The organism is Pseudomonas sp. Ag1 (assembly GCF_000278565.1).
GTDB lineage: Bacteria > Pseudomonadota > Gammaproteobacteria > Pseudomonadales > Pseudomonadaceae > Aquipseudomonas.
This window is the reverse complement of sequence record NZ_AKVH01000090.1, coordinates 1-13636: the sequence shown is the minus strand read 5'-3', so window position 1 is coordinate 13636 and position 13636 is coordinate 1. Positions and strand designations below refer to the sequence as shown.

The 13636-nt window shown below is 59.3% G+C and carries 9 protein-coding genes and 1 rRNA gene; 8 read left to right on the top strand and 2 right to left on the bottom strand.

Annotated features, from left to right (window positions below):
* The first annotated feature begins 185 nt into the window (after window positions 1-185).
* From A462_RS21635 to A462_RS21650, 4 genes are read left to right on the top strand one after another with little or no spacing between them, the layout of a single operon-like run.
* Window positions 186-950: a DUF3050 domain-containing protein gene (locus A462_RS21635; RefSeq protein WP_032899180.1), complete on the top strand. Its 765-nt coding sequence runs from the start codon at window positions 186-188 to the stop codon at window positions 948-950.
* The gene (locus A462_RS21640) at window positions 947-1894 is read left to right on the top strand and encodes a diiron oxygenase (RefSeq protein ID WP_008433622.1); all 948 of its coding nucleotides are present in this window, start codon (window positions 947-949) and stop codon (window positions 1892-1894) included. The genes A462_RS21635 and A462_RS21640 overlap by 4 nt, the downstream gene beginning before the upstream one ends.
* On the top strand, window positions 1891-5274 hold the full coding sequence (locus A462_RS21645) for an amino acid adenylation domain-containing protein (protein WP_008433620.1): 3384 nt from the start codon (window positions 1891-1893) through the stop codon (window positions 5272-5274). Before A462_RS21640 ends, A462_RS21645 begins: the two co-directional genes overlap by 4 nt.
* A 27-nt stretch (window positions 5275-5301) precedes the next feature.
* A complete protein-coding gene (locus tag A462_RS21650) occupies window positions 5302-5751 on the top strand; it encodes an SRPBCC family protein (RefSeq protein WP_008433617.1) in 450 nt (149 codons plus the stop codon).
* 42 nt (window positions 5752-5793) lie between these two features.
* Here A462_RS21650 and A462_RS21655 read toward each other — a convergent pair whose 3' ends face one another.
* Window positions 5794-7674: a methyl-accepting chemotaxis protein gene (locus A462_RS21655; protein ID WP_003218243.1), complete on the bottom strand. Its 1881-nt coding sequence runs from the start codon at window positions 7672-7674 to the stop codon at window positions 5794-5796.
* Between the two features lie 279 nt (window positions 7675-7953).
* On the opposite strand from A462_RS21655, the gene A462_RS21660 reads away from it, so the two are divergent.
* The 4 genes from A462_RS21660 to A462_RS21675 all read left to right on the top strand — a co-directional run bounded on the left by A462_RS21660 (window position 7954) and on the right by A462_RS21675 (window position 13279).
* Entirely contained in the window at window positions 7954-8454 is a 501-nt protein-coding gene (locus A462_RS21660) for a sigma-70 family RNA polymerase sigma factor (RefSeq protein WP_008433614.1), read from the top strand.
* On the top strand, window positions 8451-9434 hold the full coding sequence (locus tag A462_RS21665) for a FecR domain-containing protein (RefSeq protein WP_003218246.1): 984 nt from the start codon (window positions 8451-8453) through the stop codon (window positions 9432-9434). Before A462_RS21660 ends, A462_RS21665 begins: the two co-directional genes overlap by 4 nt.
* 105 nt (window positions 9435-9539) lie before the next feature.
* Window positions 9540-12032 (top strand): TonB-dependent siderophore receptor, encoded by a 2493-nt coding sequence (locus A462_RS21670; protein ID WP_008433611.1) that lies wholly within the window; start codon window positions 9540-9542, stop codon window positions 12030-12032.
* A 71-nt stretch (window positions 12033-12103) separates the two neighbouring features.
* A complete protein-coding gene (locus A462_RS21675) occupies window positions 12104-13279 on the top strand; it encodes a PepSY-associated TM helix domain-containing protein (RefSeq protein ID WP_008433609.1) in 1176 nt (391 codons plus the stop codon).
* Between the two features lie 78 nt (window positions 13280-13357).
* Here A462_RS21675 and rrf read toward each other — a convergent pair.
* Window positions 13358-13473, bottom strand: a 5S ribosomal RNA gene (rrf, locus tag A462_RS21680).
* Between the last annotated feature and the right edge of the window lie 163 nt (window positions 13474-13636).

The window sequence follows — 13636 nt, the reverse complement described above, 5'->3', positions numbered from 1 at the left end:
CGTGGCGTTCCTTTAAATAAAGCCTTGGTATTTTGTCACAGCATGCTGCTTGCTAGTAACAGTGTCAGCCTCGTACAGCGCTGCCTGTTATCAAGGCACCCGTGCATCCGTGAAAACCAATGTTTATTTGTCGCTAAAGCACAACGCTTTTATCAGGGAAGAGACGACGACTTATAGGCATCAACATGTTCCAGCACTCACACCTGCTTAAACAAAAAAAGCAGAAGTTACATATCCATCCAATATTCAAACATATAAATACCCTTCCAAAGTTGCAGTACTTTATGGAAAACCACGTATTCGCCGTGTGGGACTTCATGACACTCACCAAACGCCTGCAACATGACCTCACCGGTATGCGCCTGCCCTGGTTACCGCCAACGGACCCGCAAGCGGCTCGCCTGATCAATGAGATCGTATTGGGCGAAGAGTCGGACGCGTATCCCGGCCATGGGCACGGCAGCCACTTCGAGTTGTACCTGGAAGCCATGCGTGAAGTCGGCGCGAGCACGGCGAACATCGAGCGGTTCGTCAGCCTGCAGCGTGACGGCAACGATGCAGAAACGGCCCTGCAAAAAATCGATATCCACCCGTCCGTGGCCCGGTTCGTCAAAAGTACCCTGCAGGTTGCCCTGGACGCACCAACGCACTGCGTGGCGGCTGCCTTTCTCCACGGGCGCGAGAGCGTCATCCCGGCGATGTTCAAGCGCATCCTGGAGGAGTGCGAGGTGCTCCATCGCCAGGCGCCCACCTTCTGCTACTACCTCAAGCGCCACATGGAGATCGACGCCCAGGAGCATGGCCCGGCGGCAACGCAATTGCTGCAACGCCTTACCCTCGGCGACCCAAGCCACGAGCAGCAAGCCGACAGTTGCGCCCTCGGCGCCGTGGAAAGCCGCCTGGCCTTATGGGATGGGTTGCATAGGTGCCTGCCGGAGATGAGCGCATGAACCCTGCCGACTACCGCTCATTTGCCGACGACTGGGAGCGCCGCGCGACCATCCGCACACGCCCGCGGCGGCGGCTGGAAAACGATCAGAAACTGATCTACCCCCTGAGCCGACAGCCCCTGGTGCTGAGCGCAACCTTTATCGACCGATGCCCGCAGTGCCGTGATTTTGTCTTGCTGCAGACGTTCTACAAGTTCATCAACGACGTGGTGATCTTTGAAACCGAGATCGTCGACAAGACCGCACGCAGCATCGCCAAGAATCGCTTTTCGGTGCCCTTCCCGCTTGCCTGTCGCTACGACGCCATGACCGTGGTGGTGGACGAGGATTACCACGCCCTCGTCGCCCTCGATTTCATGCAACAGACCATCGAGATGACCGGGATCCCACCCCTTGAACTACCCGCGCAAATCGAGCTGAGCCGCGCCTTGCCTGCCGCACTGGCGCTGGCGCCCGAACACCTGCGCGATGCCGTGGAACTGATTGCCGTGGCCATCGCCGAGAACACCGTGACCCATGACGTGGCAGCGTTTTCCAAGGACGACAGTGTCAAGCAGTCCATCCGTGGGTTGATGGCCGACCACTTGTTTGACGAGGGCCGCCACGCGCTTTTCTGGACGCGCCTGGTGCGTATTTATTGGCGGTCTGCAGACGCCGCGGACCGCGACTGTATCGCCCGGATCCTGCCGGTTTTTCTCCAGCATTACCTGACCCACGACCTGCAGAAAAACTTCGACCTGCACTTGATCGAGCACCTGGATGTCAGTGACGGCACGCGCTCTGCGCTGCGCACTGAAGTGCAGGCGATGGGCTTTCCCATTACCCGCCAGCACCCGTTGATCGGCAATATCATGGGCTTCCTGAACCACAGCGGCTTGCTGCAAACGCCGAGTGTGGTTGGGGCGCTGGATGCCTTTCTTGCGGCGCCAGGAGGGCACCCATGAGGCACCTGAAGATTGGGCTGGCGGGCTTCAGCGCGGCGCTGAATGAACTGGGTGAGACATTGGCGCAATACGGTCATGGGGTGGTGCGAGCACAGGATGTCACCCACCTAGTAGACCTGCTGATCGATGACGGTAGCGAGGAGGTTCCGCCCGGCGTGACGTGCACAGCCTTGATGAGCCTGCGCGTGGGTATGGGAGCGTTGACCGGCTGTGGATTGCCGGCCCTGCAGTTCAGGTGTTACGCCCACTCACGGCGACTCCTGACAACCCTGGAGGTTGCCGGAGAAGCCTGTGGCAATGGTCAACGGCTGCGTCAACACACAGTAAGCCGCCTGGTGGAGTGGGTAGCCCAACAGGTGAGTGGGTTCTCCCGGGACCCGGGCTATTTCTCGCAGGCGGCCGTCGCCTCTGATGATCCGGAACACGGCCTGCAAGCGCTTGCATCCCTGGCGTACCTGCATCGTTTTAACCTGACGGCCGATTTGGCTCTGCAGCAGCAAGCCCAGGTACCCCTGATCGAACGATTGGAAAACAGTCTGCAAACCTTCGCCGACCGGCTGGCGTTGAACATTGCCGGCAGCGGGCTGACTTACCGACAGTTGCATCGCCAGAGCCTGGCTATCCAGCACCGTCTGCGACCTCTGCTTGGGCCCCACGACACACCGCCGGTAATCGGCGTCTGCCTGGGCAAATCCCTGGAGCTGTACGCCAGCATTCTCGCGGTACTCGCCTGCGGTGCGGTGTACCTGCCCCTGGAGCCGGGCCACCCGCTGCAACGCCAGCAAGCGATGCTGGAAAACGCCGGCGTCTCGGTGCTGCTGGATGATGGCAAACATCCACTGCGGGACGGGTTTTGTGCATTGGATGTGAGTGCCGTCGACACTCCCGACACCTCGCTGCCAATGCGCCAGCGCCCCGCCATGGACGACCCTTGCATGGTGTTCCACACCTCGGGCACTACCGGCCACCCCAAGGGCGTGCTGCTCAGCCAGCACAACCTGGCCCATTTCAGCGCCTGGTTCGGGGGTCATGTGCAACTGAGCGAACACAGCCGGGTCTTGCAGTTTTCGCCCTTGAGTTTTGACTCGTCCCTGATCGATATCTTCCCGAGCCTGATCGCGGGCGCCGAGCTGATCGTGCCCAGTGAGGACCAGCGACGCGACCCGCAGCAACTGGTGGAGTTGATCCGACAACAGCGCGTCACCCACGCCTTCCTGCCGCCGGCGCTGCTGAGCATCCTGCCGCTGGATCAACCCCTGGGCCTGGCGCACCTGATGACCGGAGGCGATGTGTGCGAGCCCTATGTCATCGAGCAGTTGGCAGGCCAGTGCCGCCTGCACAATTTCTACGGGCCCACCGAAGCCACCGTGCTGGTGACCAGCCACACGTTGCAGCCGGGCGACAGCAATCGCAACCTCGGCACGCCCATCGCCAACAGCCAGGTACTGATCCTCGACGAGCACCTGCAACCGGTGGATGAGCAGGTGTTGGGCGAACTGTACATCGCCGGTCCCGGCGTCAGCCTGGGTTACCTCAACCAGCCGCGTCAGACCGCCGAGCATTTCGTCCCCCTGGAGTTGCCCGACGGCCAGACCTTGCGGGCCTACCGCACAGGCGACCTGGCGAAGTGGACCGCTGCCGGCATCGAGTTGGTCGGGCGCCGGGATCAGCAGGTGAAGATCCGTGGGTTCCGGGTCGAACCGCAAGAGATCGAACATTGCCTGCGCAGCAGTCAGCTGTTTCGCCAAGTGGCGGTGGTGATTGACCGTGAGCGGCGAATCCTGGCTTTTGTTGCTCAGCCCGAAACACAAGACGCCCTGCCTGCACTGACGCAGCATGCCCGGCAAACACTGCCGGACTATTTGCGCCCAACCCTGTGCACGGAACTTGCGAGCATGCCGTGCACCCCCAACGGAAAGGTCGACCGCCAGGCATTGCTGGCGTTACCGACTCCAACGCTGCCGGCCATCATTCACGGCGAACCGCACACGCCCATGCAAGTGCAGTTGCTCAACCTGTGGAGCGAGTTGCTGGGCATGCCGGTCACGCAGCTGTCGGCCGACGAGAGCTTCTTCAATCTTGGCGGCCATTCCATCCTGCTGTCGACGATGCTGCTGCGTATCCGCGAGCAGTTCGGGCGCAGCCTATCCCTAAGTCGGTTTTTTGAAACCCCCACGGTTCGTACCCTCGCTACGCTGATGGGGGACGACGCACCACCCGAAGCACCGACCGGCCAGGCTACCCGGGATGCGCTGCGTGAGCTGCATGTGCAGGCATTGCCGGCTGAACAGGCGGGCGAACGTCGCCGGGTGATCGTGACCGGGGCCAACAGTTTTCTCGGGGTGCATATCGTCGAGGCACTGTTGGCCGAGGGTGCACTTGAAGTGCCGTGCCTGGTGCGCGAACGGCCCGGACATTCGGCGACCGCGAGGTTTGCCGAGGCCCTGCGAGAGTACCGTCTGGAACACCTGGACCTGAGCCGGGTGCAGGTGTATGCCGCCGACATCAGCCAGCCGCGTCTTGGCCTGTCGAGTGAGGTGTATGACTACCTCGCCGGGGAGTTCGGCGTGTTGGTGCACAACGCCGCCCACGTCAATCATGTGATGGATTACGCCACCCTGGCCAAGGACAACGTCGAACCGGTGCTGGAATGCCTGCGCCTGTGTGAAACCCGGTGCAAGAAGGTCTTCAATTTTATCTCGACGCTGTCGGCCGCCAGCACTATCGACGCACATGGCCAGGTACTCGAAAACCCCGCCGCGGCCACCCCGCCGCTCTACATCCAGAATGGCTACAACCTGTCCAAATGGGTTGCCGAACGCTTGCTGGGACGCGCCGCAGCGCAAGGTGCCTGGGTCAATATCCATCGCCCGGGGAACATCAGCTTCAACAGCCGCAGCGGAGTCTGCGAGCCACAGAAGAATCGCCTGATGTTGATGCTCAAAGGTTCACTCCAACTGGGCCTGGTGCCGCACCTTGAGTTGAATTTCGACTTGATGCCGGTGGACTTTCTCGCCCGGTTTATTGCGTTCCACAGCAGCCGCTGCCGTGCTGGAGGGACGGTGTTCAACCTGCATAACCCGCAGCCCCTGAGCTGGGAAACCTACGTCGACGCCTTTCGCCAGGCAGGCCACGCATTCGAGCTGGTGAGCGTGGCTCACTGGCAACGTCACCTGCACACAGTGGACAGCCGCAATGCGCTGTTCGGCGTACTGGGCTTCTACCTCAATGGGGTGGGCGAGGACATCGGCGATACCTCGATGATCCGCCATGACAACGCACGACGCGGCGTCGAGCAGATGGGCGGACGCTACCCCGAAAAAAATCCGGCGCTGTTACGCAAGGGCTGCGAGTACCTGCGCAGCACCGGTTTCCTGTGACCAGGCTCTCAATTGAAGGAAGACCTTATGAAACCCGATACGTTGATTCGCAACCCTTGCGCCAAACCTGTGGTGTCCTCAGTTGTGGTTGCCTGTGATGCCGCCGGTGCGTGGGCGGTGGTCGGTGACTTTGGCGGATTTGATCGATTCATCCCCGCCTTGTCCCACATCGAAATCACTGGTGCGGGCGCGGGATCGCTGCGCAAGAAGTTCTTCCACGATGGACACCTGGTGGTGGAGCAACTCAACAGCCGCGACGAGCAGGCCATGCGCATGACCTGGACCACGATCTACAACACCTTGGGCGTAGCACGGTTGTGGGCCGCCATGGATGTCGAACCGTTGGGAGCAGGATCCTCACGGGTGACCTGGACGATCATCGCCGAGCCGGTTGAACCTGGCGCGGAGGGATTTGAGCCGTTTGTGCAGGCATTCGCCGACGGTGCGCTGGCGAATGTGCGAGCGATGTTTGGCTAAAGGAGACAGGAGCGAGCAGGCTCGCTCCTGTGTGTTCATCGATCAGATTTTGAAACTGTCGACCAACTGCTTCAGGCGGTTGGCCTGTTGAGACAAGGCGTCGCAATCCTTCAAGGTTTCGTTGAGGTTGGCCACGCCCTGCTGGTTCAGCAGGTTGATCTGGTTGATGTCGACGTTGAGGGTTTCCACCACGGCGGTCTGTTCCTCGGTGGCGGCCGCTACCGACTGGTTCATCCCGTCGATCTCGACGATCCGCTGCGTCACGCTGACCAGGCGTTCACCGGCCTGGTTGGCGACCTCGACGCTTTCTTCACTCGAGGTCTGGCTGGCGTTCATCGTGGTCACGGCCTCACGCGAGCCAATCTGCAGCGAGGTGATCATTTTGTGGATCTCTTCTGCCGACTCCTGGGTGCGGTGCGCCAGGTTGCGTACTTCATCCGCCACCACGGCAAACCCACGCCCGGCCTCACCGGCACGTGCAGCTTCAATCGCGGCGTTGAGGGCCAACAGGTTGGTTTGCTGGGAGATGCCTTTGATCACGTCCAGGATGTGGCCGATGTTGTCGGTGCTGGCGTTCAGGGTTTCAATCTGCGTGCAGGACAGGCTGATTTTTTGCGAAAGCTCCGACATCGCCAGGATGGTTTTCTCAACCACCTTGCGCCCATCATCGGCCTGCTCACTGGCACCGCTGGCGTGTTGCGAAGCATCAGCAGCGTTGCGCGCGATTTCCTGCGTGGCGGCCCCCAGTTCGTTGATCGCTGCGGCCACGCTGTTGGTGCGCGCGCTTTGTTCGTCGGAACCGATGATCGACGCGTTGGACGAGGCCATTACTCGCTGGGACAGGTCGTGCACCTGGCGCGTCGCCGAGGAAACTTCGGAAATTGACGCGTGAATACGCTCGACGAATTGGTTGAAGGCACTGCCCAAGTCACCGAACTCGTCCTTGCTTTCCACTGTCAGGCGGCGGGTGAGGTCACCCTCGCCCTGGGCGATGTCCTGCATGGCGCGGCCCATGGTGGTCAGCGGGCGCATCAAGACCTGGATCAGGACGCTGAGGAACACGGCAATGGCGGCAACCGCAATGAACATGGCGATCAATGCCGAGGTACGGAACTTACCCAGCGGTGCGTAGGCTTTGTCTTTGTCGATCGACAGGCCGATGTACCAGTCGGCATTCGGCAACCCGCTGATAGGGGTGAAGGACAAAATCCGTTCCTGGCCATTCAAGACCACTTCCTGGCTGAGCTTCTCGATGCGCACGTTGGTGCCGGGATAGATGTCCTTGAGGTTCTTCATCACCTGGTCCTGGTCCGGGCTGACAATCACCTGACCATCACCGCTGACCAGGAATGCATGGCCGATGCCGCCGAAATCCACCGAGTTGATGATCTTCACCAGGGTTTGCAGGCTCAGGTCACCGCCGACCACGCCAAGCAGTTCGCCATTCTTTTTCACCGGCATCGCGATGGTCACGATCAGCCCGCCTACCGCAGCCATGTAGGGCGGTGTAAGCATGGTCTTGTCGGCTGCGACAGCTTGCTTGTACCAGGGACGCTGACGCGGATCGTAGCCGTCGGGCATTTTGGCGTCGGGACGCTGGGTGAACACGCCGTTGGTGGAACCGACGTAGGTGAACTGGAAGTTGGAGGTAAATGCCGACTGGTCGACCAACCCCGGAAGATCGGCAGAGCTGCCTTGATGGGCCACGTTTTGCGCGAGGCTTTCCAGTACCAGCACCCGCCCGCTGAGCCAGTTCTGCACGCTGCTGGCGGTGAGTTCACCGGATTGCTGAATGGACGACTCCAGGTTTTGCCGGATGGTATTGCGCTGCAAGTAGTCGTTGTAGAACGTGAATAACGCGAAGGCCAGAACCACTACGCCTGACGCGGCCAACAGAATTTTATGACTGAACTTGAGATTCATTTCATTGACTTCTTTTTGCCAAAAGGGGGTGAGCGTGCCGGATGCAACATTCCATGTAACGGTATAGGCAGACTCTGCGACTGCTCTATTTCGGTGCACGCATGGCTCGTCAGGCTTTCGGCCAAGGCAGGATAAATCTTAGGAATTTGTGAGAAGCATCTGCTTTTAATGTCAGAAACCGACCAGTGGTAGCGCTCTAACGTCAGGAGTTGCAAAATTTTTCAGGCTTGTCGACAATGCGACTAATTATCATTTGTGACGCTTTGCCAGGCCGTGTGAATGCCCTCATCCGAGTACGCAGTACAGACGCTTTACAGCAACCATCATGGCTGGCTGAACACTTGGCTGCGCAGCCGTCTGGGTAACGCAGCGGATGCGGCGGACCTGGCCCAGGACACGTTCGTGCGGCTGCTGCAAAAAACCGAACGTTTCGAACTCAAGGCCCCTCGCGCTTTCCTGCGCACTATCGCGCGGGGCCTGGTGATCGATCATTGGCGTCGCGAAGAAATCGAGCGCGCCTACCTGGAGTCCATCGCGCATTTGCCCGAAGCCTTGGCGCCGAGTGCTGAAGAACGTGCGTTGATTCTGGAATTGCTGGAGTCCATCGCCCGGCTTCTGGACGGACTCAAGCCCAAGGTACGCAAGGCGTTTCTACTGGCTCAATGCGACGGCCTGACTTACAAGCAGATTGCGCAGCAGATGGGTGTATCACTGCGTTCGGTGGAACGCTATGTCGCCGAGGCGCTTTATCACTGTTATGTGCTGCGGTATGAGGCATGACCTCGATGGATAACACCGCGCGCGCAGGAATCGACCCGCAGGTGGTCAAGCAGGCCATCAGCTGGATGCTGCGCCTGCGTAACAATCGCGCCAATGTCCGCCTGAAGGCGCAGTGCGAGCACTGGCGCGAGGCTCATCATGAACACGAGTTGGCCTGGCAACGCGTGCAGGCACTGCAGCATGAATTAAGCAGCCAGTTGGCGGCGATTCCCGGGGCCCATGTGGCGCTGGAGAACAGTGCCCAGCGCCTTGGGCGCCGGCAGGCATTGAAGGTATTGTCCGGCGTGCTGTTGATGGGTTCGGCGGCCTGGGTCAGCCGAGACCTCACCGGCTGGCAGCGTTGGACCTCTGACCTGGCTACCACCACTGGCGAACGCCGTAGCGTGCAACTACCGGATGGCACGCGCCTGCAGCTCAATACCGATAGCGCAGTGGACCTCGACTTCAACCCGCAACAACGCTTGATCACATTGGTGCGCGGGGAAATCCTGGTGACCTGCGGCGCCGCGGCGACCGCCCCCCTGCTGGTTCGCACCCGTCATGGTTTGTTCGAAGGAATAGACGGGCGATTTGTGGTGCGCCAGGACAGCGATTGCACACGCCTGAGCGTCGCGTCAGGCAACGTGGCGATTCATTCACCGCATACCGCCGACGGGCTTTTCACTCAAGTGCATGCAGGAGAAAGCTACCTGGTGCGTCAGAATGCGGCCGCTCTGGCGCCGCCTTCGGATATGGATACAGGGGCCTGGGCCGACGGATTGATCGTCACCCGCAACATGCGTCTTGCCGACTTCCTGGCGGAGGTGGGGCGCTATCGCCATGGTTATCTGGGCTGCTCGAGCGATATCGCAGATTTGCGCTTGTCTGGTGTTTTTCGCCTGGAGGACACCGAGAAACTATTGGCGATCCTTCCGCAGACGCTGCCTGTGCGCCTGCGCTATCGCACCCGCTGGTGGGTGAGCCTGGAGCGTCAGGCCTGATTATTTTTGGCGTGCCTGATTTATTTTTGGCGGCTTTTTTCCGTGAGTCCGGCTTAGACAGTAAGCAATTCAATCTGCCTTCAGCGACCTCTACGGATCTCGATAATGACTGTGCGTTTTTTCAGCAACTCTCCCTCTTCCTACCCTTTGCTCGGCAAAGCCGTACGCGCAGCATTGCTGTCGACCACGATGGGCATCGGCTTGCTGCCAGTGGCCGGTGTCGCGGCTGATAGCGGGGTCGAACGTATCAGCCAGCGCTATGACATCCCGGCAGGCGCGCTGAGCGATGTGCTCAATCAGTTTGCCCGTCAGGCAGGCATCACCCTTTCCAGCACGCCTGCGCAGACTCAGGGCCGACAGTCTCCCGGGCTGCACGGGGAGTACTCGGCCGAACAGGGCCTGAGCCAATTGCTCAACGGCTCAGGCTTGCAGGCGCAGGCGCAGGACGACGTGAGTTTCGTGTTGCAGGTCCAGCCCGAGAGCGAGGCGCTGACCTTGCCGACCACCGACATCAAAGGCTTCGCCCTGGGTAATGCCCTGGGCAGCATGGAAGGCTACAACGCGACCCACAGCCAGATCGCCACCAAGACCAGTACCGCGCTGCTGGAAACGTCTCAGACGGTTTCAGTGGTGACCCGCGAGCAGATGGACGACCAAGGCTCGCAAACCGTTGCCCAAGCCATGCGTTACACCCCTGGCGTGCTGACCAACCCTTATGGCGCCACTCACCGCTATGACTATGTGGCGATGCGTGGTTTCAACGACGGTTCGGTGGATAACATCTACCTGGACGGTTTGAAATCCATGGGTGACAGCGGAACCTACAGCACCATGCAGGTGGACCCGTATTTCCTCGAGCGCGTAGATATCCTCAAAGGACCGTCATCGGTGCTCTACGGGCGCAGCTCGCCGGGTGGGCTGGTGGCGTTGACCAGCAAGAAGCCATTGTTTGAGCCATACCATCAGGTCCAGGCCACGATAGGTTCCCAAGGGCAGCGAGGCATGGGTTTCGACTTCAGCGGCCCGGTGGATGACGACAAGCGCATTGCTTACCGACTGACCGGGCTTGCAGACAAGTCCGACACGCAATTCGACCATGCCAAGGAAAAACGCTACGCGCTGGCACCCACCTTGAGCATCGACTTTACCGATGACACGTCCCTCACACTCCAGGCTTACCTGCAGCATGACCCCGACGGTGGCTACCACGGAGGCATGCCGGCAGATGGCGCGTTGCACCAGCGCAACGGCCAGCGGATCTCCAACCACTTCTTCGAAGGCGAGCCGGGCATTGATGGGTACAAGCGTGATCAACAGTCGTTCGGCTATCAGTTCGAGCATCGCTTCAATGATGTTTTCACCGCGCGGCAGAACTTTCGGTATCTGGACTCCAAGGTCCGGCTGGACCAGGTATATGCCTATGGCTGGACTACGCCCACCAGTAATGAGTTGAATCGCTATTACTCAGGCGGTGACGAAAAGCTGCATGCGTTCATCATCGACAACATGCTGCAGGCTGAATTTTTTACCGGCGCGACCAAGCATACGGTGTTGATGGGGGCGGACTATCAGCGGCGCAAAACCGTCGTGGACTGGAGCAGCGGCTCTCTTGCGCCAATCAATGCGTTCAACCCGGTGTATGGCAATTCCGAGATCAGCTATTACAGCCCAACCAGTTATCTGCGCCGGCTCGAGCAGACCGGCGTTTACCTGCAAGACCTGATTGAGATGGACAAGTGGCGGTTCTCCCTCGGGCTGCGTCAGGACTGGGTTGAGACCTCCGATGAAAATCGCATTGCCGAAGCGGGACGACCGCTGGGCACAGAGATCAGTGATAAACGTACCAAACTGACCGGCCGGGCCGGAGCGCTCTACTTGTTTGATAACGGTCTCGCGCCCTACGTCAGCTATTCCGAATCCTTCAACCCGAACTCCTATTCGGACAGTGCCGGCAATCCCCTTGCACCTACCGACGGCACCCAGTGGGAAGTCGGCTTGAAGTATCAGCCGCCGGGTACCGACAATTTGTTCACGGCCTCGCTGTTCCGCATCGACCAGGAAAACCTGGCGACCAAACTGCCGCAGGAAAACTTCTATCGCGCGGTCGGCGCTGTGCGCTCCCAGGGCCTGGAGCTGGAGGCGCATATGCAGTTGACCGACCATCTCAAATTGTTGGGCAGCTATACCTTCACCGATATCGAGTATTCGAAGTCGATGGTCAGCACGCTGAGTACTGCGGACAACGTGATCGAGAACAAGGGGAACTCGCCGACGCAGGCGCCGCGTCATATGGCGTCGGTATGGGCAGACTACAAGTTCGATAGCGGCGCACTGGATGGCCTGCGACTCGGTGGTGGTGTTCGTTATGTCGGCTACAGCTGGGCAGATGCGGAGAACACCATGAAGGTGCCCGCCTACACGCTGTTTGACGCCTCGATGGGTTATGACCTTGGCAAGGTTGGACTGAAGGGTGTGGATGTACGCCTGAATGCCAACAACCTGACGAACGAGTCGTACGTGGCGTCGTGTGCCAGTTTGAACTTCTGCTACCTGGGTGAAGAGCGCAACGTCAGTGCGACGGTGAGCTACCAGTTCTAATCCCTCTCGATTCATACAAAGCCAGTTCCTGATTCCAGGCGCTGGCTTTGTCGTCTTTGCAGGAAATTTTTATGCGCGCATTGCTGGTTTTACTTCATCGCTACATCGGGTTGGCAACGGCGTTGTTTCTGATGATGGCGGGACTCACGGGCAGCCTTCTGGCGTTTAACCATGAGTTGGATGAATGGCTCAATCCCGGCTTTTATGGAGCAACGGCCAAAGGTTCGGCATTGCCGCCAGGTGAACTGGTGGACACGCTGCAGGGGCAGCATCCCAAACTGCAAGTCTGGTACATGGAGTATCCACAAGAGGCCGGTCATACCGCGATGCTGGCGGCAGTTGCGAGAAACGATCCGGCGACGGGCAAACCCTTTGAGGAGCCCAACCAGGTCTTTTACCTGGATCCGGTCAGCGGCGAAGAAATGGGCCGGCGTGTTTGGGGGGCTTGCTGCTTTCAGCGCGAGAACTTCATTCCGTTCATTCTGGAATTTCACTACAACCTGACACTGCCGGGTAATTGGGGTTTGTGGCTGATGGGACTGGTGGCGATCGCATGGGTGTTCGATTGTTTTATCGCGCTGTGGCTGACCCTACCGAGAGGTAAACCGTTCTGGAAGAAGTGGTCCACGGCGTGGAAGATCAAGGGCGGCCACGCTTATCGGCTGAACTTCGACCTGCATCGTGCAGGCGGGTTATGGCTTTGGCTGTTGTTGCTGCCGATTGCAGTCAGCAGCGTCGCGATGAATTTGCCGAGCCAGGTGTTCAAGCCTGCTGTCTCGCTGTTCTCATCGGTTAAGCCTAGCGTCTATGAGGCCCGTGGCAGGTTACCCGCCGAGCAATTGGGCGTGACACAACTGAGTTATCAACAGGCCTATGAGCGGGCGCTGGAGGAAGGCAAGCGGCTGGGACTGACGGCGGCGATTGGAGAGCTTTACTACAGCTTTGAGTACAACTTTTATGGGGCGGGTTTTGGACAACATGATACCGAGGCCCATGGGAAATCCTGGTTGTTTTTCCACGGGACGGATGGGCGTTTACTGGGGCAGGAAATAGCAGGGCAAGGTACGTTGGGAGAGCGCTTTTATCGGCTGCAACTGCCGATCCATGGGGGCAGGATCATCGGGGTGACGGGTCAGGTGCTGATTGCGCTGCTGGGAGCTGTGATCGCGATGTTGTCTGCTACCGGGATCTATATATGGTGGCGCAAGTTAATGGCCAGGCGAAGCAGTAAGGCACGCAAAGGGTGAGCCGGTTCTAGTTGTTTGCCCAGCCCTTAAACGACAAAACCCCTGTCTGCGCTAGCAGACAGGGGTTTCGGAATTCAATCTTGACGATGACCTACTCTCACATGGGGAAACCCCACACTACCATCGGCGATGCATCGTTTCACTGCTGAGTTCGGGATGGGATCAGGTGGTTCCAATGCTCTATGGTCGTCAAGAAATTCTGTGTACCAGACCGTTGCGTTCGCAACGTGCCGGTGAAAATCATGGACTTCTACATAAACAAAACCCCTGACTGCATAAGCAATCAGGGGTTCTGGAATTTAATCTTGACGATGACCTACTCTCACATGGGGAAACCCCACACTACCATCGGCGATG